This window comes from Mannheimia sp. USDA-ARS-USMARC-1261 (genome assembly GCF_000521605.1).
GTDB classification, from domain to species: domain Bacteria; phylum Pseudomonadota; class Gammaproteobacteria; order Enterobacterales; family Pasteurellaceae; genus Mannheimia; species Mannheimia indoligenes.
Window position 1 is genome coordinate 2,256,567 of the sequence record NZ_CP006942.1, and the last position, 23,786, is coordinate 2,280,352.

Genomic DNA, 23,786 nt, shown 5'->3' on the forward strand with positions numbered 1-23,786 from the left:
TCAAAGGCGAACAATGTTCGCCTTTTTCATTATTTTCTTACCCAAAATGTGAATGATGTCGCTAAATCATAAAAAATTTCACGTTTTCTGCGATTTCTCAGGTAGAATATTAAACAAACTAAAGCAACACAATCGCAAGGAGCATTTATGAACATTCCATTCTGCTTACCTGAAAACATTAGCCCTGAAACATTTTTACGTGAATATTGGCAAAAACGCCCTCTTTTAATTCGTAATGGCTTACCTCAAATTGTAGATTTATTTGAGCCGGAAGATATTATGGAATTAGCCTTAGAAGAGGAAGTTACTGCACGCCTTATTCAATGCAAAGGGGATAAATGGTCTGTAAAAGCAAGCCCGCTTGTAGAAGAAGATCTACAGAATCTGCCGGAGCAATGGTCTGTTATGGTGCAAAATCTTGAACAATGGTCGCCAGAACTGGGAGAATTATGGCAAGCCTTCGGCTTTATCCCACAATGGCAACGTGATGATATTATGGTGTCCTGCTCGCCATTAGGCGGCACTGTAGGAAAACATTATGATGAATATGATGTTTTCCTCGTTCAAGGCTATGGACAACGCCGTTGGCAGCTTGGCAAATGGTGTGATCCAAGCACAGAATTTAAACCAAACCAACCTATCCGTATTTTTGATGATATGGGCGAGTTGGTATTAGACGAAGTGATGAACCCGGGCGATGTGCTTTATGTGTCGTCCAGAATGGCTCATTATGGCGTATCAGAAAGCGATCAAGGCTTAACATTCTCGTTTGGTCTACGTTATCCGAATGCAACAGATTTATTAGAGAACCTCTGTAAAACCATTGAGCAACAAGCGGATACGATTAATTCATCGGAATTTCATATTCCATTCCGTTTAAGCCCGAATGAGCAACCTAGTGCATTACTTGATCCGAAAACGGTTAAAACCTTTAAACATCATTTAATCGATCTACTGCAAAATTCTGATCAATTTGACGATCTACTTACTCATAGTGTGGCAACAGCAGTGAGCTCACGTCGCTATGAATTGCTACAAACAGATAATGAATATTATCCAGATGAAGTTCAAGAAGTGTTAGAAGCAGGCGGCTGGTTGCAACAAGATGCGAATGTGAAAATTCTTTATACTGAAAACCCACAACGTGTTTATGTAAATGGCGAATGGATTGATGAGCTGAATGAAGCAGAAATGACGTTACTTACTCGCATCGCAAATGGTGATTCAATTTCGTGGAATAAGCTCGCTTCCAAAGTGCAAGATCAAGCAGAGCTGGAACTAATTCTAGATACCATCTGCGATTGGTTAGACAGCGGTTGGATTATTCTATCGGAAGCGGAATAGTCGTAAATCTTACAAGCGGTTAAATTTGCAAAAAAATTTGTAAATTTAACCGCTTGTTTATTTAAATAAGGGAGTAAGATGCAAATTGAACAATATCAACAATGGGTTCGGGCGTTTTATCAACAACAAGGTTGGTATGAGCGTAGCCCCTTTATGCGAGTAACCTATCTCACCGAAGAAATAGGTGAGGTTGCCTGTGCGGTAAGAGCCATTGAAATCGGGCGTGAACGACCTGATGAAAGCGAAGCCTCCCACCAACAGAAACGGGAAAATTTGATCGAAGAGCTAGGCGATGTAATGGATAATCTATTTGTACTTGCCGATAAATACGGCATCTCAATGACAGAAGTGGTTGAACGTCATCAAGCAAAATTTGAGAAACGTTATTTGCAAAAAAATGTGGAAAAATGACCGCTTGTCATCATCAAAAACAAAAGCCTTGGGTTTCCTCAAGGCTTTTGTGCATTTCACTGCGTTGTAGCAAATTAGTCGCCAAGACGCTCTTTGATACGTGCAGATTTACCAGAACGCTCACGTAAGTAGTAAAGTTTAGCTTTACGTACTGCACCTTTACGTTTAACAGCAATGCTATCAATTACCGGTGAGTGAGTTTGGAATGTACGCTCAACGCCTACGCCGTTTGAAACTTTACGTAGTGTGAATGCAGAGTGCAAGCCACGGTTACGAATTGCAATAACCACGCCTTCGAACGCTTGCAAACGTTTTTTACTACCTTCTACTACCCATACCTTAACTTCTAATGTATCACCTGGACGGAAGCTAGGTAAATTTTGTTTTAACTGTTCTTGTTCAAGTTGTTTGATGATGTTACTCATTTTAAAAACCTTCTATAATCCTAGAATTAACTGATTTTGTGTTGTTTTTTAATTTGATTCAACAACACTCTCTGTTCGTCAGTCAGAGCTAGGCTATCCAATAGCTCAGGGCGTCTTAACCACGTTCGTTCAAGCGATTGTTGTAACCGCCATTTGCGAATTTGCTCGTGGTGTCCCGACATCAGCACTTCCGGGACAGGCATACCGTCTAACACTTCAGGGCGGGTGTAATGTGGGCAATCTAATAAACCTTCTGCGAAAGAATCTTCCAACGCCGAAGCCTGTTTGCCTAATACACCGGGAACAAACCTTGCAACAGCATCAATTAATGTCATTGCAGGCAGTTCTCCCCCTGTCAGTACGTAATCTCCGATTGACCATTCCTCATCAACTTCAGTTTGAATCAATCTCTCATCAACCCCTTCATATCGTCCACAGATTAAAATCAGTTTCTGATTTGAAGCTAATGTTTGCACGCCGGCTTGATCAAGTTTACGACCTTGCGGTGAAAGGTAAATTACTTTAGCCTCTACACCATCTGCTGCTTTGGCTGCCTCTTTAGCTGCGTGAATTGCATCGCGTAAAGGCTGAACCATCATTAACATTCCCGGACCACCACCGTAAGGGCGATCATCCACGGTTTTATGTTTATCTAATGTGAAATCACGAGGATTCCAACATTCTAGTTGCAGCAGATTTTGTTTAACTGCACGTCCTGTTACCCCAAAATCGGTGATTGCTTTAAACATTTCAGGGAATAGTGAAATGATACCAATCCACATCATTAATGCCTCAAATGCTTTTAAAAGCTAACCGCATACCTGAGGTTAGAAACCAGCATCCCACTCCACCGTAATGGTTTTGGTGGCGAGATCTACTCTTTTAACTACTTGTTCGTATAAGAACGGAATTAATCGTTCTTGTTTACCAAAAGCATCTTTGCTGTTTGCACGCACCACTAACACATCGTTTGAGCCTGTTTCCATCATTTCAGTTACAGTTCCCATTGTATAGCCTTCCAAGTTTACTACTGTACAACCGATTAAATCGTGCCAATAGTAATCCCCTTCTTCCAATTCAGGAAACACAGATAAATCCACACCAATTTCGGCATTAGTTAATAACTGTGCAGCTTCACGGTCTTCTGTACCCTTTAATTTCACAATCAAATCATTGCTGTGATAACGCCAAGCTTCGAGCTCGACTGGCTGCCATTGCCCTTTGATTTTTAAGAACCACGGCTGATAGTCGAAAATACTTTCAGATTGTTCTGTTGATGAATAGAGGCGTAACCAGCCACGGATCCCATAGGTTGAACCTAATTTCCCGACAACTTCAATTTTTTGTTCGCTCATACTCACCTACTTATATAATTTTGGCTTAAAAAATTAAGCTGCTTTGCGAGCTTCTTTAACTAAAGAAGCAACACGGTCTGATAAATCAGCACCTTTAGCAACCCAAGCATCTACTTTAGCCACATCTAAACGTAAACGCTCAGCTTGACCTGCTGCTAATGGGTTGAAGAAACCGATACGCTCGATAAAGCGACCATCACGAGGTGAACGGCTGTCCGCTACCACGATTTGGTAAAATGGGCGTTTTTTAGCTCCGCCACGAGTTAAACGAATGGTTACCATAACCTTTCCTCTAAAATGTTGATAGTAAAAAATAAACCCTCGTTCGAGGTGAGGGTAACGAACTTGCCCCAAAAGGGAAAACAAGCGGTCAAATTATACAGATTTTTTGCAAAAAAACAAGGTATATAAAGATCTGGCATAGTAGACAAAATAGTTGCTAAAAAGTGGCTTAAAGCCTTATAGTACAAGACTTTAAGCCCTATTTTTGAAAAATGAATAAAAAACTGCCCATTTTGCCAAAGTACGAATATAAAGAAGCACGGTAAGCAAAATAATATTCAACGCCATTATTGCAATCAATGTAATAAAACCTTTACCTTTCAAAAGAAATTAAACGCTATTCAAATTTGGTCTGATTACACGACAGGAAAACAGACTTATCTACAACTTGCTGAAAAATATCATTGTTCGGTGAGAACTATTCAACGATATATTGAAAAAGCCCCTAAAAGCCAGGCAAATATAATAGAAGGAAAATATCTGAATATTATTATAGATACCACTTTCTTTGGTCGAGAATTTGGTGTATTGGTTTTAATCAATAGTCTGAAAAAGAAGGTAATCTATCATCGTTTTGTAAAAACAGAAAAAGATGTTTATTATCAGTTAGCTCTCAATCAGTTGAGGGAAAAAGGCTATATCATTCAATCAGTTACCTGCGATGGTCGGAGGGGGTTATTAAAAGATTTACTCAATACCCCCGACACAAATGTACCCGTTTCATATGATTGCGATAGTGATGCGTAAATTAGGCAGAAAACACCAATCTCAAGCCGGAAAGGAATTAAAAATTCTTGTTAAGACTTTCACAAAGAGTACGAAAAATATATTTTATAGGGAACTACACAATTGGTATTTAAAACATCAGGACTTTTTAAATGAACGTTCAGATATAGCGAATGAGAGAGGTTATTTCCCTTATAAACATCGAAATATAAGGGGAGCTTATGCCAGTTTAAAGCGATATCACGATTATTTATTTACTTTCGAGAAATACCCTGAGCTAAATATTGAAAGAACCACAAATAGAGCGGAAAGTCTTTTTAAAGACTTAAAGCAGAAGTTAAATAATCACAACGGATTAACAAAGAAACATAAGTTGATGTTTATAAAGGATTTTTTGAATAAAAAAAGCTACTAACCTAATTAAAAAAATAAGGTTAGCAACTATTTTGTCCACTTGGCATAGTTTTTGCAAAATCAGCAACTATTTTGTCTACTATGCCAAAGATCTGCATATAAAAGAAAACCCCGATAAGAATATCGGGGTTTTAGGTTCAAACTTAATTAGATTATTCCGCTGTTGCTTCTGCTGCAACTTCCGGACGATCTACTAACTCAATGTAAGCCATTGGTGCGTTATCGCCTGCACGGAAACCACATTTTAAGATGCGGGTATAACCACCAGCACGATTTGCAAAACGTGGACCTAATTCATTGAATAATTTAGCAACTGTATCAACGTTGCGTGTACGAGCAAAAGCTAAACGGCGGTTTGCAACGCTGTCTGCTTTAGCTAAAGTAATTAACGGCTCAACTACACGACGTAACTCTTTTGCTTTTGGTAAAGTTGTCTTGATGATTTCGTGTTCAACTAGAGAACTTACCATATTGCGGAACATCGCTTGGCGATGGCTGCTGTTACGGTTTAATTGACGTCCACTCTTACGATGGCGCATAACCTATTCCTTCTTAGAAAATCTATACCGAAACTAGTCTTCTGCAATGCTTGCAGGCGGCCAGTTTTCAAGGCGCATACCGAGTGATAAGCCACGAGAAGCTAGAACATCTTTGATCTCTGTAAGAGATTTTTTACCTAAGTTAGGCGTTTTAAGTAGTTCAACTTCTGTACGTTGGACTAAATCACCAATATAGTGAATTGTCTCTGCTTTTAAACAGTTAGCAGAACGAACTGTCAGCTCTAAGTCATCTACCGGACGAAGAAGAATTGGATCAAATTCTGGTTTTTCTTCTTTCACTTCAGGTTGACGAACATCACGCAAATCAACGAATGCAGCAAGTTGCTCTGCTAAAATCGTTGCAGCACGACGGATAGCTTCTTCTGGATCTAATGTACCATTAGTTTCCATCTCAATAACAAGTTTATCTAAGTCTGTACGTTGTTCAACACGTGCAGCTTCTACATTGTAAGCAATGCGATCTACTGGTGAAAAACGTGCATCAACTAACAAACGACCAATTGGACGGTCATCGTTTTGAGTATGAAGACGTGCTGATGCAGGTACATAACCACGACCACGTTGCACACGAATACGCATACTAATTGACGCATTCTTATCTGTTAAATTACAGATAACATGATCGGGATTTACGATTTCTACATCGCCATCGTGTGTGATGTCGGCTGCAGTTACAGGGCCAATTCCAGATTTATTGAGTGTCAAAATAATATCATCTTTATTTTGCACTTTCACCGCTAGACCTTTAAGGTTTAATAATACCTCAAGAATATCTTCCTGAACGCCTTCTTTGCTGCTGTATTCGTGTAATACACCATCAATTTCAACTTCAGTAACTGCACAACCCGGCATAGATGAAAGTAAAATGCGGCGAAGTGCGTTGCCTAATGTATGGCCAAAACCACGTTCTAACGGCTCTAATGTCACTTTAGCGCGAGTTGAACTAATTTGTTCAATATTCACTAAGTGCGGCTTTAAAAATTCTGTCACAGAACCCTGCATTTTTTCCTCTCTTTGCGGTTAAGCTAACTATTATTTAGAGTAAAGCTCAACAATCAGATGTTCATTAATATCTGCTGATAGATCTGAACGCTCTGGACGACGTTTAAATACGCCTTCCATTTTAGTCGCATCAACTTCTAACCAAGTCGGTTTTTCACGTTGAGTCGCTAATTCTAATGATGCTTTAATACGTGCTTGTTTTTTCGATTTTTCACGAACAGCAACAACATCATCAACAGAAACTTGGAATGAAGGAATGTTTACTACACGACCATTTACTACGATTGATTTGTGGCTAACAAGCTGACGTGCTTCTGCACGAGTTGCAGCAAAACCCATACGATAAACTACGTTATCTAAACGACCTTCTAATAATACTAATAAGTTCTCACCGGTATTACCTTTTAAGCGGTTTGCTTCTGTATAATAGTTACGGAATTGACGCTCTAAGATACCATAAATACGGCGAACTTTTTGTTTTTCACGCAACTGACTACCGTAGTCAGATAAACGTGGCTTGCGAGCACCGTGTTGACCAGGGGCTACGTCAAGTCTATTTCTACATTTTGATTCAATCGCACGAACGCCTGATTTTAAGAATAAATCAGTACCTTCACGACGGCTTAGCTTGAGTTTAGGACCCAAATATCTTGCCATTTTCTTTCTCCAATGATTCTAACGTCAATTATACACGACGTTTTTTCGGTGGACGACAACCGTTATGTGGAATCGGAGTCACATCTGTAATGTTCGTGATACGGAAACCCGCTGCATTTAATGCACGGATTGTTGATTCACGACCCGGACCCGGACCTTTAACCATAACTTCCAAATTCTTTAAACCAAACTCTTTAACCATTTCTGCGCAACGCTCTGCAGCAACTTGAGCAGCAAATGGAGTTGATTTACGAGAACCACGGAAACCTGAACCACCTGCAGTTGCCCAAGCAAGAGCATTACCTTGACGGTCAGTAATGGTAACGATTGTGTTATTGAAAGATGCGTGGATATGAGCTACGCCATCTGCAATCTGTTTTTTAACGCGCTTACGTGCGCGAACTGGTGTTTTAGCCATTATTTATCTACTCCGACTATTTTTTGATCGGTTTGCGTGGACCTTTACGGGTACGCGCATTAGTCTTAGTACGTTGACCACGTACCGGTAAACTACGACGATGACGTAAACCACGGTAGCAACCTAAGTCTAAAAGACGTTTGATGCTTAAAGTTACTTCACGACGTAAATCACCTTCGACAGTAAATTTACCAACTTCTTCACGCAGTTTTTCAATCTGCTCTTCAGACAATTCTCTGATCTTTACATCTTCAGCAATACCCGTTGCAGCACAGATAGCTTTTGCACGAGTTTTACCGATACCATAAATAGCAGTTAATGCGATTACAGTGTGTTTCTGATCAGGAATGTTAATGCCTGCAATACGGGCCACTATGCACTCCTATTATTTAAGTTTATTGATATACTGATCTTGAAAAGCCCGTTTCAGGATACTCAAACAGTATATCAGGACGAATGAGCTGAGCAGTATAACTGCTCAGCGGGTTCTTTGCAAGAAATATGCGTAAATTAACCTTGACGTTGTTTGTGTTTAGGGTCGCTACAAATTACACGAACCACACCTTCACGCTTGATTACTTTACAATTACGGCACATTCTTTTAACTGAAGCACGAACTTTCATTGCTTATCCTTTGTTAAGGGCTTATTGACCTAAGCCTTTTAAGTTAGCTTTCTTCAACACAGAATCATATTGTTGAGACATTAAATGGCTCTGAACCTGTGCGATGAAATCCATAATAACAACCACTACAATTAATAAAGAAGTTCCGCCTAATTGGAATGGAACTTTCCATAATGATGTAATGATGTAAGGAACCAAACAAACAAAAGTAATATATAACGCACCGATTAAGGTTAAACGCGTCATTACTTTATCAATGTAACGAGATGTTTGTTCGCCTGGTCGATAACCTGGTACAAACGCACCTGATTTCTTAAGATTATCCGCTGTATCACGAGGATTATACTGCATTCCTGTATAAAAGAATGCGAAGAAAATTACTGCCATTGTAAATAGGACAATGTACAATGGTTGACCTGGCTGTAATAATTGTGAAAGGTTAAATAACCATTCGAAACCCTCACTTTGACCAAACCACTGAGTAATACTTGCAGGAAATAAAATAACACTTGAAGCAAAAATTGCTGGTATTACTCCTGCCATATTAACTTTTAGCGGTAAGTGTGAAGATCTTGCAGGTGCCATCATTCTACCTTGTTGGCGACTTGCATAATTCACAACAATTCTTCTTTGTCCACGTTCAACAAAGACAACAAAATACGTTACTGCAAATGCAATTATTGCGACTAATAGTAATACAATAAATGACAACTCACCTTGGCGAGCTTGTTCAATTGTCTGCCCAATAGTTGCCGGAAGATCCGCAACAATACCTGCAAAGATAATCAATGAGATACCATTTCCGATACCACGCTCAGTGATTTGCTCACCTAGCCACATTAGGAACATTGTCCCTGTTACTAAGCTTATTACAGAAGTTATATAGAATAAGATATTTGGATTAGGAACTAATCCTTGTACCATATTCGGTAGGGCTAATGAAATACCTATAGATTGAATAAATGCTAATAGTAATGTACCGTAACGAGTATATTTACTAATTTTTCTACGACCTGCCTCACCTTCTTTCTTTAATTCAGCTAAAGGTGGGTGAATCGCTGTCAATAATTGAATAATAATTGACGCTGAAATATAAGGCATAATACCTAATGCAAATATAGATGCACGGCTTAAAGCACCACCAGAGAACATATTGAACATATCAATGATGGTGCCTTGCTGTTGTCGAATTAATTCGGATAATACAGAAGCATCAATGCCAGGAACAGGTATAAAAGAACCGATTCGGAAAACGATTAACGCACCTAAAACAAATAACAACCTTGATTTAAGCTCGCCAGTCCCTTTTTGTGTACTACCTTGGTACCCTGGTTGCTTTGCCATCTATTATTCCTCGATAGAACCGCCAGCAGCTTCGATAGCAGCTTTAGCACCTTTAGTTACACGTAAGCCTTTAATTACAACTGCTTTGTCAATTTCACCCGCTAAAATCACTTTAGCTGATAAAATATCTTTAGTAATAATATTAGCTGCTTTTAATGCTTCTAAAGTTACTTCGTTACCATCTACTTTAGCTAAGTCGTTTAAACGAATTTCAGCCACATGGAATGATTTTAGTGATGTAAAACCAAATTTTGGTAAACGACGGTATAAAGGCATTTGACCACCCTCGAAACCACGACGAACACGTCCGCCTGAACGAGATTTTTGACCTTTATGACCACGACCACCAGTTTTACCTAAACCAGAACCAATACCGCGACCTAAACGTTTTCCACTGTGCTTAGCACCTTCAGCTGGAGAAAGAGAATTTAAACGCATTCTATTACTCCTCTACTTTAACCATATAAGATACTTGATTGATCATACCACGCACCGCCGGTGTATCTTCAAGTTCTACAGTATGACGAATATGACGAAGACCTAAGCCTTTTAACGTTGCTTTATGTTTCGGTAAACGAGCAATAGAGCTACGAGTTTGAGTTACTTTAATTTTTGCCATATCCAATTACCCCAAAATTTCTTCAACTGTTTTGCCACGTTTTGCAGCAACCATTTCAGGTGATTTCATGTTTTCAAGTGCATCAATTGTTGCACGAACAACATTAATTGGGTTAGTTGAACCATACGCTTTAGAAAGAACGTTACGAACACCTGCAACTTCTAATACTGCACGCATTGCACCGCCTGCGATGATACCAGTACCTTCGCTTGCTGGTTGCATAAATACGCGTGAACCAGTATGAGAACCTTTAACAGGATGTTGTAATGTACCTTCATTTAAAGCTACATTAATCATATTGCGACGAGCTTTCTCCATCGCTTTTTGGATTGCTGCTGGAACTTCACGTGCTTTACCGTAACCAAAACCAACACGACCATTACCATCGCCCACTACTGTTAAAGCAGTGAAACTCATGATACGACCACCTTTTACGGTTTTTGAAACACGGTTAACCGCGATTAGCTTTTCCTGCAGTTCACCAGCTTGTTTTTCGATGTTTGACATCTCAAATTCCTCTATTAGAACTGTAGACCAGCTTCACGAGCAGCATCTGCTAATGATTGCACACGACCGTGGTATTTGAAACCAGAACGATCAAAAGCAACCGCTTGAATACCTTTGGCAATTGCACGCTCAGCTACGATTTTACCCACTACTGCTGCGGCTTCTTTATTACCGGTATATTTAACTTGCTCTTTAATTACTTTTTCAACAGTTGAAGCTGCTGCTAGTACTTCTGAGCCATTAGGTGCAATTACCTGCGCATAGATATGGCGAGGTGTGCGATGCACAACTAAACGTGTTGCACCTTGCTCTCTCATCAAATGACGTGCACGGGTTGCACGACGGATACGAGCTATTTTCTTATCCATAGTGTTACCTTACTTTACTTTTTCTTCGCTTCTTTAGTACGTACAACCTCATCAGAGTAACGTACACCTTTACCTTTATAAGGCTCAGGTTTGCGGTATGCACGAATATCTGCTGCTACCTGACCAATTAACTGTTTGTCAGCACTTTTCAGAATAATTTCTGTTTGTGATGGACATTCACCAGTTACGCCAGCTGGCAACTCATGTTCTACAGGGTGTGAGAAACCTAAACTTAAAGCAACAGCATTGCCTTTCATTTGAGCTCTATAACCAACACCCACTAATTGCAATTTCTTAGTAAAGCCTTCAGTAACACCGATAACCATAGCATTAACAAGTGCACGAGCAGTACCCGCTTGTGCATCTGCATTAGCAACACCTTCACGAGGTGCAAAAGTTAATGCGTTATCTTCATTTTTTACTTCAACTGCATTGTGAATTTCGCGAGATAACTCGCCATTTTTACCTTTAACTGTTAATAGCTGACCGTTAAGTTTTACCTCAACACCGGCAGGAATATTAACAGGTGCTTTTGCAACACGAGACATTCTTCCTACCCCTTTATTATGCTACGTAACAGATAATTTCACCGCCGAGACCAGCTTGGCGAGCTGCACGGTCAGTCATTACACCTTTAGATGTAGAAACAACTGCAATACCTAAACCACCCATAACTTTTGGTAATTCGTCTTTACGTTTATAAATACGAAGACCTGGACGGCTTACACGTTGAATACTTTCTACAACAGGTTTGTTTTGGAAATATTTTAAAGTAATTTCCAGTTCAGGTTTTGCACCTTCAACAACTTTAACGCTTTCGATATAACCTTCTTCAGCTAAAACATTTGCGATAGCAACTTTTAACTTAGATGAAGGCATACTGATTGCAACTTTATTCGCAGCTTGACCGTTACGAATACGGGTCAGCATATCTGCGATTGGATCTTGCATGCTCATGTATTTACTCCCATGATTCCAAATTAAAAGAGGTTATTACCAGCTTGCCTTCTTAAGACCCGGAATTTCGCCACGCATTGCAGCTTCACGGACTTTAATACGGCTTAAACCAAACTTACGAAGTACACCATGTGGACGACCAGTTTGACGGCAACGATTACGCTGACGGATTGGACTTGAATCACGTGGTAAAGTTTGTAACTTTAACACTGCATCCCAACGTTCTTCATCAGAAGAGTTTTCATTTGAAATAATCGCTTTTAACTCTTGACGTTTTGCGTAGAACTTATCAGCTAATTTAGCACGTTTTACATCACGTGCGATCATTGATTGTTTTGCCACGATAACCTACCTTATTTACGGAATGGGAAATTGAAAGCCGCTAATAAAGCTTGACCTTCTTCATCACTTTTCGCTGTTGTGGTAATAGTAATATCTAAACCACGCACACGATCTACTTTATCGTAGTCGATTTCAGGGAAAATGATTTGTTCACGAACACCCATACTGTAATTACCACGACCATCGAATGACTTAGCGTTTAAACCGCGGAAGTCACGGATACGTGGAACAGCGATAGTAATCAATCTTTCAAAGAATTCCCACATACGTTCACCACGTAGGGTTACTTTGCAACCGATTGGATACCCTTGACGGATTTTAAAGCCTGCAACAGATTTGCGAGCTTTGGTTACTAATGGTTTTTGACCGCTAATTGCTGCTAGATCTGCTACTGCGTTATCTAACAGTTTTTTATCGGTCAATGCTTCACCCACACCCATATTCAGGGTAATCTTTTCGATTCGTGGGACTTGCATGACAGATGAGTAGTTGAATTTCTCTTTTAATTCATTAACTACTGTATCTCTGTAGTAATCATGCAGTTTCGCCATCACATTACTCCAGTTAATTAAATTAATTTCTCGTTAGATTTGAAGAAACGTACTTTTTTACCATCTTCAATTCTAAATCCTACACGGTCAGCTTTGTTGGTTTCAGGGTTGAAAATTGCAACATTTGAAGCATCAATCGCGGCTTCTTTTTTCACTAAACCACCAGCTTTACCTAATACAGGAACTGGTTTCTCGTGTTTAGTTACGATGTTGACACCCTCAACAAAAACTTTGCCATTTGGTAACACTTTAGTTACCTTACCACGTTTGCCCTTATCTTTACCGGTAAGAACAATTACTTCATCGTTTTGACGGATTTTTGCAGCCATTACATTCTCCTTATAGTACTTCTGGAGCTAAAGAGATGATTTTCATAAACTTCTCAGAACGAAGTTCACGAGTCACCGGTCCAAAAATACGAGTACCGATTGGTTGCTCAGTGTTATTGTTTAAAATTACACAAGCATTGCCATCGAAACGAATAACTGCGCCATCTGGGCGACGAACACCCTTCTTGGTGCGCACAACAACTGCTTTTAACACATCACCTTTTTTAACTTTACCGCGTGGAATTGCTTCTTTCACAGTAACTTTGATGATATCGCCGATAGCAGCGTAACGACGGTGCGATCCACCTAGAACCTTGATACACATTACGCTACGAGCCCCTGAGTTATCAGCAACATCCAGCATAGTCTGTTCTTGGATCATATTAGTGCTCCGTTAAAATAAAAAAACACCCTTTCGGGACGAACCTGTTTACAGAACATAAACAGGGTGCAAAATATACTAAAAATAAAGAAATTAATCAAGTAATTTTTAAGTATTATTCTTGATTTCAATGATATATTTTTAGTGAAGTATTTTATCGCATCTTAGCAAGCGGTCGAAAAACAGAGAAAATCTGCAAAAAATTAGAAAAATTTAACCGCTTGTACTGTTATCGTCTTGCCTTAATGACTTGTATAAAATTAAAAACCTCAGCAAATTACTGAGGTTTTATTATTTCTAGTTAATTAAGCAACAACTGCTTTCTCAACTACACGAACTAAAGTCCAAGATTTAGTTTTTGAAACAGGACGACATTCCTTAATTTCAACTACATCACCTAATTTAGCTTCGTTGTTTTCATCGTGTACGTGAAGTTTAGTAGTACGACGGATAAACTTACCATATAAAGGATGTTTAACTGTACGTTCGATAGCAACTACAAATGATTTGTCCATTTTGTCGCTAACCACTTTACCTTGTACTGTACGAATTTTATCAGTCATTATTCACCCGCCTTTTCGGTTAATACAGTTTTCACTTGTGCAATACTACGACGCACTTGTTTTAACTGGTGGGTTTGTTGAAGCTGACCGGTGGCTGCCTGCATACGCAGTTTGAATTGCTCACCTAAAAGGTTTACTAATTCGCCATTCAGCTCTTCAACACTTTTGTTACGTAGTTCTTGAGCTTTCATTACATCACCGTTTTAGTTACAAATGTGGTTTTGAACGGAAGTTTAGCTGCTGCTAAAGCAAACGCATTGCGTGCAACTTCTTCAGAAACACCATCCATTTCATATAATACTTTACCCGGTTGGATTAGGGCTACCCAGTACTCAACGTTACCTTTACCTTTACCCATACGGACTTCTAATGGTTTTTCAGTGATTGGTTTGTCTGGGAAAACACGAATCCAGATTTTACCTTGACGTTTTACTGCACGGCTCATCGCACGACGAGCAGCTTCAATTTGACGTGCTGTTAAACGACCACGTCCAACCGCTTTTAAACCGAATGAACCGAAGCTCACTTCTGTACCACCCGCGATACCACGGTTACGGCCTTTGTGTACTTTACGGAATTTTGTGCGTTTTGGTTGTAACATTCAGCGATCTCCTTATTTACGACCTTTGCGAGCTGGCTTTTTAGGCTGTGCCGCTGGTTCTTTTTCAGATTCAATCACTGCAGCCATTCCACCAAGAATTTCACCCTTGAAGATCCACACTTTAACGCCGATTACGCCGTAAGTTGTGTGAGCTTCAGCTGTGCTATAATCGATGTCTGCACGAAGTGTATGTAGAGGTACACGACCTTCACGATACCATTCTGAGCGAGCAATTTCTGCACCACCTAAACGACCGCTAACTTCAACTTTGATACCTTTAGCACCTAATTTCATAGCGTTTTGAACCGCTTTTTTCATAGCACGGCGGAACATTACACGACGTTCAAGTTGAGAAGCGATGCTATCTGCTACTAATTTAGCATCTAGCTCTGGTTTTTTCACTTCAGCAATGTTGATTTGAGCAGGAACACCTGCAATTTTAGCAACTGCATTGCGTAATTTTTCAACATCTTCGCCTTTTTTACCGATAACGATACCCGGACGAGCTGTGTGAATAGTTACACGAATACTTTTTGCAGGACGCTCAATAGTGATGCGTGATACAGAAGCGTTCGCTAACTCTTTGTTTAAAAATTTACGTACTTTGAAATCGCCATCTAAGTTATCAGCGAAATCTTGTGTATTCGCGAACCAAGTAGAGTTCCAAGGTTTAACAATACCTAGGCGAATACCATTAGGATGTACTTTCTGACCCATTTGTTATTCTCCACTTAATTAACGATCTGACACAACCACTGTGATGTGGCTTGTACGTTTTAAAATACGATCTGCACGACCTTTTGCACGTGGCATTACACGTTTCATGCTTGGACCTTCATCAACGAAGATTTTAGCAACTTTAAGATCATCGACATCTGCACCGTCATTGTGCTCTGCGTTTGCAATAGCTGACTCTAAAACTTTCTTAACAAGCGTTGCTGCTTTTTTGTTAGTGAAAGTTAAGATTTCTAATGCTTGCGCAACTTTTTTACCACGGATTAAGTCAGCAACTAAGCGAGCTTTTTGGGCAGAAGTACGAGCGTAACGATGTTTAGCAATAGTTTCCATCTTTTACCTCTTATTTCTTAGCTTTCTTATCTGCGGCGTGACCGCGGTATGTACGAGTCGGGGCAAATTCACCTAATTTATGACCGATCATTTCGTCGGAAACATAAACAGGAACGTGCTGACGACCATTATGGACTGCGATGGTCAAACCAATCATTGATGGAATGATCATTGAACGACGGGACCAAGTTTTGATTGGTTTTTTATCCCCGCTTTCCACCGCCTTCTCTACCTTCTTCAACAAGTGTAGGTCAAGGAAAGGACCTTTCTTGAGGGAACGTGGCATTGGTGTTTACCTTTTAGTTAATGAATAAAATTATTTGCCACGACGACGTACGATGAATTTATCAGTACGTTTATTGTGACGAGTTTTCTTACCTTTGGTTTGAACGCCCCAAGGAGTAACTGGGTGTTTACCGAAGTTACGACCTTCACCACCACCGTGTGGGTGGTCTACCGGGTTCATCGCAGTACCACGAACAGTTGGACGAATACCTCTCCAACGGTTTGCACCTGCTTTACCAAGAACGCGAAGCATATGCTCTGAGTTACCTACTTCACCGATAGTTGCAGTACACTCAGCTAATACTTTACGCATTTCGCCTGAACGAAGACGTAAAGTTACATAGTTACCTTCACGAGCGATAATTTGTACATATGCACCTGCGGAACGAGCGATTTGACCGCCTTTACCAGGTTTTAATTCCACGTTGTGAACAGTTGAACCAACTGGAATGTTACGCATAGGTAATGCATTACCTACTTTAATAGGTGCTGAAGCACCAGCTTGAATCGTATCACCAGCAGATAACCCTTTTGGTGCTAAGATATAACGGCGTTCACCATCTTTATAAAGAACTAATGCGATATTCGCAGAGCGATTTGGATCGTATTCTAAACGCTCAACAACAGCTGGAATGTCCAATTTGTTACGTTTGAAGTCAATTAAACGGTAGTGTTGTTTATGACCGCCACCAATGTGACGAGTTGTAATACGACCTAAGTTGTTGCGACCACCAGTTTTAGATTTAGTATCTAAAAGTGCTGCAAAAGGTTTACCTTTATGTAGCTCAGTGTTTACAACTTTAACTACGTGACGACGACCAGCGGAGGTCGGCTTACATTTAACGATAGCCATTTATATTATCTCCTCTGATTATTCTGCCGCACCTTCAACGAAGTCAAGTGATTGACCTTCTTGAAGAGTTACATAAGCTTTTTTCCAGTCACTACGACGACCAACTTTAGCACCACGGCGTTTAGTTTTACCTTTAACCACTACAGTACGTACAGAATCTACTTTTACTTCGAAAAGTTGTTCAACTGCGTTTGCAATTTCAACTTTGTTTGCATCTAATGCAACTTTGAATACGATAGTATTGCCTTTTTCTGCGTTGTTTGTCGCTTTTTCAGAGATATGTGGTGCTTTTAACACATTTAGCAAACGTTCTTGTTGAATCATGCTAACATCTCCTCAATTTGTTTCACTGCATCTACAGTAACAACCACTTTATCGAAAGCGATTAAGCTTACTGGGTCGATACCTTGAACATCACGTACATCAACTTTATATAAGTTGCGTGCTGCTAAGAATAGATTTTCATCTACATTTGCAGTGATGATAAGAGCGTCAGTTAACGCCATATCTTTTAATTTTTGTGCTAATACTTTAGTTTTTGGTGCATCGATCTCGAATTTCTCAACAACCACTAAACGGTCTTGACGAACTAATTCAGAAAGAATGCTTTTGATTGCACCACGGTACATTTTTTTGTTCACTTTTTGGCTGTGATCTTGTGGTTTAGCAGCAAATGTTACACCACCAGAACGCCAGATTGGTGATTTGATATCACCAGAACGTGCACGACCTGTACCTTTTTGACGCCAAGGTTTTTTACCTGAACCAGACACTTCAGCACGAGTTTTTTGAGCACGACTTCCTTGACGAGCACCTGCTGCATAAGCAACAACTACTTGGTGGATTAACGCTTCATTAAACTCACGTCCGAAGGTAGTTTCAGAAACAGTTAGTGCGTTTGCACCTACAACTTGTAATTCCATCTCTATCTCCTAGACTTATGCTTTAACTGCCGGTTTCACGATAACATCACCATTAGTTGCACCTGGAACGGCACCTTTAACTAATAGTAATTTACGCTCAACATCTACACGAACAACTTCAAGTGATTGAACGGTTACACGCTCAGCACCTAAGTGTCCTGCCATTTTTTTACCTTTAAACACACGACCCGGAGTTTGGTTTTGACCAATAGAACCAAGTACACGATGTGATAAAGAGTTACCGTGTGTAGCATCTTGAGTACGGAAGTTCCAGCGTTTAACACCGCCTTGGAAACCTTTACCTTTTGATGTACCAGTAACGTCAACTTTTTTAACATCTGTGAAGATGTCAACATTGATTTCTTGACCTAAAGTGAATTCTTCACCTTCAGTACGAAATTCCCATAAACCGCGACCAGCTTCAACACCTGCTTTCACGAAATGACCTGCTTCTGGTTTAGTTACACGACTTGCTTTTTTAGAGCCAGTAGTAACTTGAATTGCAGAGTAGCCATCGTTTTCAAGGGTTTTAACTTGAGTAACACGGTTGGCTTCGATTTCGATAACGGTAACTGGAATAGACACGCCGTCTTCAGTGAAAACGCGGGTCATACCAACTTTACGACCGATTAAACCAATCATTGTAATAACCTCTTAAAATTCCCAATTAACCTAGACTAATCTGAACGTCAACGCCAGCAGCTAGATCTAAACGCATTAATGCATCAACAGTTTTTTCTGTTGGTTCAACAATATCAACTAAACGTTTGTGAGTACGGATTTCATATTGATCACGTGCATCTTTGTTCACGTGTGGAGAAATCAATACAGTGAAACGTTCTTTACGAGTTGGTAAAGGAATTGGACCACGAACTTGTGCACCAGTACGTTTAGCTGTTTCTACGATCTCCGCAGTAGATTGATCAATCAAGCGATGATCAAATGCTTTTAAGCGGATACGGATTCTTTGGTTCTGCATTAGACCAGAGCTCCAATTAAAAAATTTAGCTAATAAAAAAACCAAACTACCACTTAATCAACAGAATAAGGGAGCTCAGTTAAACCTATGTAGTTCCAAGATTAGGAACATTTTTTACACTACAATACCTGTAATGTCATTTGATAAATGATTACATCAAATGTCTTTAGTTGCCTAAAGCTAGGGTATAATACTCTTTTCGTTATACTTATGCAAGAAGTTTTCACTTTTTTATATTTTTAACCAATAAATAAAACATTCCAAGATATACAACTTCCTAAAAACTTCATTTGAAGTAACTCAAATAAATAGTATTTTTAAATTTTTTTATTCTAACTTTTCGAGCCACTTCACAAATCTAAAAAATCCTTGTTGAAATTTAATTCATAACAGTATTTATTATTCATAAACCTAATAATTACATAAACTTACACTGAGGTACATATATGCGAACAATCAATGAAATTAAACAAGAAATCTCTCCTATATTCGAGCCTATTCTGAAAGAATTTCGGATAAAAACTTACTTCTCTTATTATGCTATTTTCAAGAATAACCTAATGATTGCGTTGTATCAAAATGGAGCAACTTACTTGCGTATTTCTCAAAAAGATATGCCATATATAAGCAACTACCCTGGAACATACAATCTATCTGACGATAAAATAGGATTACAAAGCAGAAAGTTCTATTTTATTCCAAATACTATCTTAGCTGATAAATCTCAACTTAGTGTACTCATTCACTCCACCTTAGAAGAACTACAATCCGAAAAACAAAAAATAGATAATAAACGTTCAACTCAAATCCGTACTTTACCTAATATGAACCTAAAGTTAGAAAGAATGCTGAAAAAAGTAGGGATCTATTCAATACAAGACTTTGCTGAAACTGGCTATATTTCAGCATTTATTAAGCTGGTTATGCAAGGTTTTGACGCTACTGAAGATTTACTATTTAAACTCAACGGAGCATTAAACCACCAATATATCTACACCTTTACAGAAGAGCAAAAGCGAGAATTAATGCAAGAAGCTAATGAAGCCCTATATGCCTTCGGCTTAAGAAAAAGATTTAACACCAATCATTTAATAATGTGATCCACATCATAAAATAGTCAAAAAACCAATAAGGAATTGCTTTTGTTAGTTCCTTTCTTTTTCCTTTCTATGCTAGTATTTACCATACCTCTAAATAACTAGAGCTTATTGATTTTAACTTTTTAAAAATTAGGAGTAAACAATGACATTCCGTATCGAAAAAGACACAATGGGCGAAGTACAAGTTCCTGCTGATAAATATTGGGCGGCACAAACAGAACGCTCACGCAATAATTTCAAAATCGGACCTGAAGCCTCAATGCCTGCTGAAATTATTGAAGCCTTTGGTTATCTGAAAAAAGCGGCTGCTTATGCGAACCACGATTTGGATGTACTAGCGGTCGAAAAACGGGATTTAATTGCAAAAGCCTGTGATGAGATTTTAGCAAACAAATTAGACGATCAATTCCCACTGGTAATCTGGCAAACGGGTTCCGGCACGCAATCTAATATGAACGTGAATGAAGTCGTGGCAAACCGTGCTCACGTTATTAACGGTGGCAAGCTAGGCGAAAAATCGATTATTCACCCGAATGACGATGTAAACAAATCTCAATCATCTAACGACACCTACCCAACTGCAATGCACATTGCCGCATATAAAAAAGTAGTTGAGCACACCCTTCCTTGTGTAAAACGATTACAAAAAACGTTAGCAGAAAAAGCAGAAGCTTTTAAAGATGTAGTAAAAATCGGTCGTACACACTTAATGGATGCCACCCCACTTACACTCGGTCAAGAGTTCTCTGCTTATGCGGCTCAATTAGCCTTTGGCATTAAAGCATTAGAAAATACCTTGCCACACCTTCGTGAACTTGCATTGGGCGGCACGGCGGTAGGTACCGGTTTAAATACACCGAAAGGCTATGATGTTCTTGTTGCTGAATATATTGCGAAGTTCACCGGTTTACCATTCGTAACCGCACAAAACAAATTTGAAGCCCTAGCTACCCACGATGCGATTGTAGAAACGCACGGTGCGTTAAAACAGCTTGCAGTATCGCTCTATAAAATCGCTAACGATGTTCGCTTACTCGCTTCAGGTCCGCGTTCAGGTATCGGCGAAATTTTAATTCCTGAAAACGAGCCAGGCTCATCTATTATGCCGGGTAAAGTAAACCCAACCCAATGCGAAGCAATGACAATGGTTTGTGCTCAAGTGTTAGGCAACGATGTAACCATCTCGTTCGCCGGCACACAAGGTCATTTCCAGCTGAATGTGTATAAACCTGTGATGGCGTACAACTTCTTACAATCTGCTCAATTACTGGGCGATGCGTGCGTATCGTTTGACGAACACTGTGCGGTAGGTATTGAGCCAAACTACCCTCGCATTAAACAACAGCTCGACCAATCATTAATGCTCGTTACTGCATTAAATACTCATATCGGCTATGAAAATGCAGCGAAAATCGCTAAAACCGCCCACAAAAACGGCACAACCTTAAAAGAGGAAGCGATTAACTTAGGTTTAGTTACTGCTGAACAATTCGATGAATGGGTTCGACCGGAAGATATGGTTGGCAGTTTAAAATAAACTGAAAATACTATAACGTTATTTACACCTCAATCTATTAAGATTGGGGTGTAATTTTTTATAGATAGGGCGATTATTTTGTTTTAGAATGAAGCATCTTTTTTAAATGGAAAAAGCAATGAAAAAACTACTTTTAATCACTTTAGTGGCGACCTTAGGCTTGAGTGCCTGTGGTGTAAAAGGTCCTCTTTACTTCCCTGAGCCGGCACCAAAACACGAACAAAAATAAGACTACAAGCGATCGTTTTTGCAAAATTTTTTACAAAAACGACCGCTTGCTCTTCCCTTTTCTAATAAAAAAACACAACGGAATTTCAATGAATCACTTTGAGTATAAAAACAATCAACTTTTTGCCGAAGATGTCGCAATTAGCGATATTATCAAGCAGCACGGTACACCTGCTTATATTTACTCTCGAGCGACACTTGAACGCCATTGGCACGCTTTCAACAATGCCTTTGGCTCGCACCCGCATTTAGTTTGCTTTGCGGTAAAATCAAACTCAAACATTGCCTTACTTAACGTGATGGCGAGATTAGGCTCGGGCTTTGATATTGTCTCTCAAGGTGAACTTGAACGTGTGCTTGCCGCTGGTGGCGACCCTGCAAAAGTGGTTTTCTCCGGTGTAGCAAAATCTCATATCGAAATCAAACGTGCGTTAGAAGTAGGCATTCGTTGCTTCAATATTGAATCTATTTCCGAACTGCATCGCATTAACGAAGTGGCTGGTCAATTAGGCAAAGTTGCTCCAATTTCCCTGCGTGTAAACCCTGATGTAGATGCCCACACCCATCCTTATATCTCAACGGGGCTAAAAGAAAACAAATTTGGCGTGAGTGTAACTCAAGCTCGCGAGGTTTACCGTTTGGCAAAAACTTTACCAAATGTGAAAATCACAGGAATGGATTGCCACATCGGCTCGCAATTAACCGAGTTACAACCGTTCTTAGATGCAACGGATCGCTTAATTATCTTAATGGAGCAACTTCGTGAAGATGGTATTGAGCTACATCATTTAGACTTAGGCGGTGGCTTAGGTGTGCCTTACAACGGCGAAGAACCTCCACACCCAACAGAATACGCTAAAGCATTATTAGAAAAACTCAAAAGTTACGAAAACCTAGAAATTATTATTGAGCCGGGTCGTGCTATCACAGCCAACGCAGGTATTTTAGTCACTAAAGTAGAATATCTGAAACAGAATGAAGATCGCAATTTCGCTATTGTGGATACAGGTATGAATGATATGATTCGACCTGCCCTTTATGAAGCCTATATGCAAATTACCGAAGTGGATAAAACGCTTAATCGCCAAACCGCTATTTATGACGTAGTAGGTCCAATCTGCGAAACCTCCGATTTCTTAGGCAAGCAGAGAGAACTCGCAATTGCAGAAGGCGATTTAATCGTAATGCGTTCTGCCGGAGCTTACGGTGCGGCAATGTCTTCCACCTATAACTCTCGCCCGCAAGCGGCGGAAATTATGGTAGATGGCAATCAAGCCCATCTCATTAAAGCCCGTGCAAGTTTTGCCGATTTATGGCGTTTGGAAAAATTACTCCCTTAATTCAGAGGAAACAAAAATGAAATTATATGGTTTAGTTGGTGCTTGTTCATTCGTACCACACGTTGCGTTAGAATGGGTGAAACTGCACGCCAATCAAGATTACGAATTTCAAGCGGTAAGCCGTGAATTTATTAAAACACCTGAGTTTTTAGCATTAAACCCACGTGGTGCCGTACCGCTATTGGTTGATGGTGATTTAGTGCTTTCACAAAACCAAGCAATTGTTCACTATTTAGATGAACTTCATCCCGATGCAAAACTTTTCGGCAGTAAAACCGCTCGTGATAAAGCAAAAGCGGCTCGCTGGTTAGCTTATTTTAATGCCGATGTACATAAATCATTCGTGCCACTTTTCCGCTTACCTAGCTATGCCGAAGGCAATGAGGAATTAATTAAAACCATTCGCCAGCAAGCTGCTGAGCAGATTTTAGATCAACTTGCCACAGCCAATGAACATTTAGAAAATCACATTTTCTTTGGTGAAAGCATTTCCGTTGCTGATGTGTATCTTTATATTATGCTCAATTGGTGCCGTCGCTTAGGCTTAGACTTCTCTCACCTTTCACAACTTTCTGCCTTTATGCAACGCGTTGAAGCAGATAAGGGAGTAGATAATGTGCGTGAGCAAGAAGGCTTAAAAGGCTAATTCTCGAATTACCATTTAAGACGGTAGATTTTATGTTAAAATCTAC

At 39.7% G+C, this 23,786-nt stretch carries 41 protein-coding genes; 9 read left to right on the top strand and 32 right to left on the bottom strand.

The features are described from left to right. Nucleotides 1–147: 147 nt before the first annotated feature. Nucleotides 148–1,344: a ribosomal protein uL16 3-hydroxylase gene (locus X781_RS10965; protein WP_025236903.1), complete on the top strand. Its 1,197-nt coding sequence runs from the start codon at nt 148–150 to the stop codon at nt 1,342–1,344. Nucleotides 1,345–1,422: 78 nt separating this feature from the next. Further along, the gene (locus X781_RS10970) at nt 1,423–1,755 is read left to right on the top strand and encodes a MazG nucleotide pyrophosphohydrolase domain-containing protein (protein ID WP_025236904.1); all 333 of its coding nucleotides are present in this window, start codon (nt 1,423–1,425) and stop codon (nt 1,753–1,755) included. Nucleotides 1,756–1,829: 74 nt separating this feature from the next. Here the strand turns inward: X781_RS10970 and rplS are convergent, their stop codons facing one another. From rplS to rpsP, 4 genes are read right to left on the bottom strand one after another with little or no spacing between them, the layout of a single operon-like run. After that, nucleotides 1,830–2,180, bottom strand: a complete 351-nt coding sequence (gene rplS, locus X781_RS10975; protein WP_025236905.1) for a 50S ribosomal protein L19 — start codon at nt 2,178–2,180, stop codon at nt 1,830–1,832. Nucleotides 2,181–2,206: 26 nt separating this feature from the next. Then, nucleotides 2,207–2,962, bottom strand: coding sequence for a tRNA (guanosine(37)-N1)-methyltransferase TrmD (gene trmD / locus X781_RS10980; protein WP_025236906.1), 756 nt, complete (start codon nt 2,960–2,962; stop codon nt 2,207–2,209). Nucleotides 2,963–3,007: 45 nt separating this feature from the next. Next, nucleotides 3,008–3,535, bottom strand: a complete 528-nt coding sequence (gene rimM, locus X781_RS10985; protein ID WP_025236907.1) for a ribosome maturation factor RimM — start codon at nt 3,533–3,535, stop codon at nt 3,008–3,010. A gap of 33 nt (nt 3,536–3,568) precedes the next feature. Next, nucleotides 3,569–3,817, bottom strand: a complete 249-nt coding sequence (gene rpsP / locus X781_RS10990; RefSeq protein WP_005599334.1) for a 30S ribosomal protein S16 — start codon at nt 3,815–3,817, stop codon at nt 3,569–3,571. A gap of 249 nt (nt 3,818–4,066) precedes the next feature. On the opposite strand from rpsP, the gene X781_RS12700 reads away from it, so the two are divergent. Beyond that, a complete protein-coding gene (locus tag X781_RS12700) occupies nt 4,067–4,564 on the top strand; it encodes a hypothetical protein (protein WP_442914795.1) in 498 nt (165 codons plus the stop codon). After that, nucleotides 4,557–4,958: a hypothetical protein gene (locus X781_RS10995; RefSeq protein ID WP_235068752.1), complete on the top strand. Its 402-nt coding sequence runs from the start codon at nt 4,557–4,559 to the stop codon at nt 4,956–4,958. Before X781_RS12700 ends, X781_RS10995 begins: the two co-directional genes overlap by 8 nt. A 151-nt stretch (nt 4,959–5,109) precedes the next feature. Here X781_RS10995 and rplQ read toward each other — a convergent pair whose 3' ends face one another. From rplQ to rpsJ, 28 genes are all read right to left on the bottom strand, one after another. Continuing rightward, on the bottom strand, nt 5,110–5,496 hold the full coding sequence (gene rplQ, locus X781_RS11000; protein ID WP_025236908.1) for a 50S ribosomal protein L17: 387 nt from the start codon (nt 5,494–5,496) through the stop codon (nt 5,110–5,112). Nucleotides 5,497–5,529: 33 nt separating this feature from the next. Continuing rightward, nucleotides 5,530–6,519, bottom strand: a complete 990-nt coding sequence (locus X781_RS11005) for a DNA-directed RNA polymerase subunit alpha (RefSeq protein ID WP_025236909.1) — start codon at nt 6,517–6,519, stop codon at nt 5,530–5,532. Between the two features lie 30 nt (nt 6,520–6,549). Continuing rightward, nucleotides 6,550–7,176 carry a 30S ribosomal protein S4 gene (gene rpsD / locus X781_RS11010; RefSeq protein WP_006250017.1) on the bottom strand — a complete coding sequence of 209 codons (627 nt, stop codon included), beginning with the start codon at nt 7,174–7,176 and terminating at the stop codon, nt 6,550–6,552. Between the two features lie 28 nt (nt 7,177–7,204). Then, entirely contained in the window at nt 7,205–7,594 is a 390-nt protein-coding gene (gene rpsK, locus X781_RS11015; protein ID WP_005705959.1) for a 30S ribosomal protein S11, read from the bottom strand. A 16-nt stretch (nt 7,595–7,610) separates the two neighbouring features. Further along, entirely contained in the window at nt 7,611–7,967 is a 357-nt protein-coding gene (gene rpsM, locus X781_RS11020) for a 30S ribosomal protein S13 (protein WP_005599322.1), read from the bottom strand. A 137-nt stretch (nt 7,968–8,104) separates the two neighbouring features. Beyond that, nucleotides 8,105–8,218 (bottom strand): 50S ribosomal protein L36, encoded by a 114-nt coding sequence (gene rpmJ, locus X781_RS11025; RefSeq protein WP_006250018.1) that lies wholly within the window; start codon nt 8,216–8,218, stop codon nt 8,105–8,107. 21 nt (nt 8,219–8,239) lie between these two features. Beyond that, nucleotides 8,240–9,562 (bottom strand): preprotein translocase subunit SecY, encoded by a 1,323-nt coding sequence (gene secY / locus X781_RS11030; protein WP_025236910.1) that lies wholly within the window; start codon nt 9,560–9,562, stop codon nt 8,240–8,242. 3 nt (nt 9,563–9,565) lie between these two features. Continuing rightward, on the bottom strand, nt 9,566–10,000 hold the full coding sequence (rplO, locus tag X781_RS11035) for a 50S ribosomal protein L15 (protein WP_025236911.1): 435 nt from the start codon (nt 9,998–10,000) through the stop codon (nt 9,566–9,568). A 4-nt stretch (nt 10,001–10,004) separates the two neighbouring features. Next, on the bottom strand, nt 10,005–10,181 hold the full coding sequence (gene rpmD / locus X781_RS11040; RefSeq protein ID WP_006250021.1) for a 50S ribosomal protein L30: 177 nt from the start codon (nt 10,179–10,181) through the stop codon (nt 10,005–10,007). 6 nt (nt 10,182–10,187) lie between these two features. Beyond that, nucleotides 10,188–10,688 carry a 30S ribosomal protein S5 gene (gene rpsE / locus X781_RS11045; protein ID WP_005705945.1) on the bottom strand — a complete coding sequence of 167 codons (501 nt, stop codon included), beginning with the start codon at nt 10,686–10,688 and terminating at the stop codon, nt 10,188–10,190. A 14-nt stretch (nt 10,689–10,702) separates the two neighbouring features. Further along, nucleotides 10,703–11,056: a 50S ribosomal protein L18 gene (gene rplR, locus X781_RS11050; RefSeq protein WP_025236912.1), complete on the bottom strand. Its 354-nt coding sequence runs from the start codon at nt 11,054–11,056 to the stop codon at nt 10,703–10,705. A gap of 14 nt (nt 11,057–11,070) precedes the next feature. Next, nucleotides 11,071–11,604 carry a 50S ribosomal protein L6 gene (gene rplF, locus X781_RS11055; RefSeq protein ID WP_025236913.1) on the bottom strand — a complete coding sequence of 178 codons (534 nt, stop codon included), beginning with the start codon at nt 11,602–11,604 and terminating at the stop codon, nt 11,071–11,073. Between the two features lie 16 nt (nt 11,605–11,620). Next, a complete protein-coding gene (gene rpsH / locus X781_RS11060) occupies nt 11,621–12,013 on the bottom strand; it encodes a 30S ribosomal protein S8 (protein ID WP_025216416.1) in 393 nt (130 codons plus the stop codon). A gap of 36 nt (nt 12,014–12,049) precedes the next feature. Continuing rightward, nucleotides 12,050–12,355: a 30S ribosomal protein S14 gene (gene rpsN / locus X781_RS11065; protein ID WP_025216415.1), complete on the bottom strand. Its 306-nt coding sequence runs from the start codon at nt 12,353–12,355 to the stop codon at nt 12,050–12,052. Between the two features lie 11 nt (nt 12,356–12,366). Then, nucleotides 12,367–12,906: a 50S ribosomal protein L5 gene (gene rplE, locus X781_RS11070; protein WP_025236914.1), complete on the bottom strand. Its 540-nt coding sequence runs from the start codon at nt 12,904–12,906 to the stop codon at nt 12,367–12,369. Nucleotides 12,907–12,923: 17 nt separating this feature from the next. After that, nucleotides 12,924–13,235 carry a 50S ribosomal protein L24 gene (gene rplX, locus X781_RS11075; RefSeq protein WP_025236915.1) on the bottom strand — a complete coding sequence of 104 codons (312 nt, stop codon included), beginning with the start codon at nt 13,233–13,235 and terminating at the stop codon, nt 12,924–12,926. Nucleotides 13,236–13,245: 10 nt separating this feature from the next. Continuing rightward, a complete protein-coding gene (gene rplN / locus X781_RS11080; protein WP_005711998.1) occupies nt 13,246–13,617 on the bottom strand; it encodes a 50S ribosomal protein L14 in 372 nt (123 codons plus the stop codon). Between the two features lie 305 nt (nt 13,618–13,922). After that, nucleotides 13,923–14,180, bottom strand: coding sequence for a 30S ribosomal protein S17 (gene rpsQ / locus X781_RS11085; protein WP_025236916.1), 258 nt, complete (start codon nt 14,178–14,180; stop codon nt 13,923–13,925). Continuing rightward, nucleotides 14,180–14,371 carry a 50S ribosomal protein L29 gene (gene rpmC, locus X781_RS11090; protein ID WP_005711179.1) on the bottom strand — a complete coding sequence of 64 codons (192 nt, stop codon included), beginning with the start codon at nt 14,369–14,371 and terminating at the stop codon, nt 14,180–14,182. Before rpmC ends, rpsQ begins: the two co-directional genes overlap by 1 nt. Continuing rightward, nucleotides 14,371–14,781 (bottom strand): 50S ribosomal protein L16, encoded by a 411-nt coding sequence (rplP, locus tag X781_RS11095; protein ID WP_025218237.1) that lies wholly within the window; start codon nt 14,779–14,781, stop codon nt 14,371–14,373. Before rplP ends, rpmC begins: the two co-directional genes overlap by 1 nt. A gap of 12 nt (nt 14,782–14,793) precedes the next feature. Beyond that, nucleotides 14,794–15,498 (bottom strand): 30S ribosomal protein S3, encoded by a 705-nt coding sequence (gene rpsC, locus X781_RS11100; protein WP_025218238.1) that lies wholly within the window; start codon nt 15,496–15,498, stop codon nt 14,794–14,796. An 18-nt stretch (nt 15,499–15,516) separates the two neighbouring features. Continuing rightward, the gene (rplV, locus tag X781_RS11105) at nt 15,517–15,849 is read right to left on the bottom strand and encodes a 50S ribosomal protein L22 (protein ID WP_025236917.1); all 333 of its coding nucleotides are present in this window, start codon (nt 15,847–15,849) and stop codon (nt 15,517–15,519) included. A gap of 10 nt (nt 15,850–15,859) precedes the next feature. Continuing rightward, nucleotides 15,860–16,135: a 30S ribosomal protein S19 gene (rpsS, locus tag X781_RS11110; RefSeq protein WP_005539416.1), complete on the bottom strand. Its 276-nt coding sequence runs from the start codon at nt 16,133–16,135 to the stop codon at nt 15,860–15,862. A gap of 30 nt (nt 16,136–16,165) precedes the next feature. After that, nucleotides 16,166–16,987 carry a 50S ribosomal protein L2 gene (rplB, locus tag X781_RS11115; RefSeq protein WP_025236918.1) on the bottom strand — a complete coding sequence of 274 codons (822 nt, stop codon included), beginning with the start codon at nt 16,985–16,987 and terminating at the stop codon, nt 16,166–16,168. 18 nt (nt 16,988–17,005) lie between these two features. Further along, entirely contained in the window at nt 17,006–17,311 is a 306-nt protein-coding gene (gene rplW / locus X781_RS11120; protein ID WP_025236919.1) for a 50S ribosomal protein L23, read from the bottom strand. Further along, nucleotides 17,308–17,910, bottom strand: a complete 603-nt coding sequence (rplD, locus tag X781_RS11125) for a 50S ribosomal protein L4 (RefSeq protein ID WP_025236920.1) — start codon at nt 17,908–17,910, stop codon at nt 17,308–17,310. The genes rplW and rplD overlap by 4 nt, the downstream gene beginning before the upstream one ends. A gap of 15 nt (nt 17,911–17,925) precedes the next feature. Beyond that, complete coding sequence (gene rplC / locus X781_RS11130) at nt 17,926–18,552, bottom strand: 50S ribosomal protein L3 (protein WP_025218243.1); 627 nt, start codon at nt 18,550–18,552, stop codon at nt 17,926–17,928. Between the two features lie 25 nt (nt 18,553–18,577). After that, complete coding sequence (gene rpsJ / locus X781_RS11135) at nt 18,578–18,889, bottom strand: 30S ribosomal protein S10 (RefSeq protein ID WP_001181005.1); 312 nt, start codon at nt 18,887–18,889, stop codon at nt 18,578–18,580. Between the two features lie 446 nt (nt 18,890–19,335). On the opposite strand from rpsJ, the gene X781_RS11140 reads away from it, so the two are divergent. The 5 genes from X781_RS11140 to X781_RS11160 all read left to right on the top strand — a co-directional run bounded on the left by X781_RS11140 (nt 19,336) and on the right by X781_RS11160 (nt 23,740). Then, on the top strand, nt 19,336–19,989 hold the full coding sequence (locus X781_RS11140; protein WP_025236921.1) for a TfoX/Sxy family DNA transformation protein: 654 nt from the start codon (nt 19,336–19,338) through the stop codon (nt 19,987–19,989). 142 nt (nt 19,990–20,131) lie between these two features. Beyond that, nucleotides 20,132–21,526 (top strand): class II fumarate hydratase, encoded by a 1,395-nt coding sequence (gene fumC, locus X781_RS11145; protein ID WP_025236922.1) that lies wholly within the window; start codon nt 20,132–20,134, stop codon nt 21,524–21,526. Nucleotides 21,527–21,644: 118 nt separating this feature from the next. Then, nucleotides 21,645–21,755 (top strand): LPS translocon maturation chaperone LptM, encoded by a 111-nt coding sequence (gene lptM, locus X781_RS12160; protein WP_025236923.1) that lies wholly within the window; start codon nt 21,645–21,647, stop codon nt 21,753–21,755. 88 nt (nt 21,756–21,843) lie between these two features. Continuing rightward, nucleotides 21,844–23,094: a diaminopimelate decarboxylase gene (gene lysA, locus X781_RS11155; RefSeq protein WP_025236924.1), complete on the top strand. Its 1,251-nt coding sequence runs from the start codon at nt 21,844–21,846 to the stop codon at nt 23,092–23,094. Nucleotides 23,095–23,110: 16 nt separating this feature from the next. Continuing rightward, nucleotides 23,111–23,740, top strand: coding sequence for a glutathione S-transferase family protein (locus X781_RS11160; RefSeq protein ID WP_025236925.1), 630 nt, complete (start codon nt 23,111–23,113; stop codon nt 23,738–23,740). The last annotated feature ends 46 nt before the right edge of the window (nt 23,741–23,786 follow it).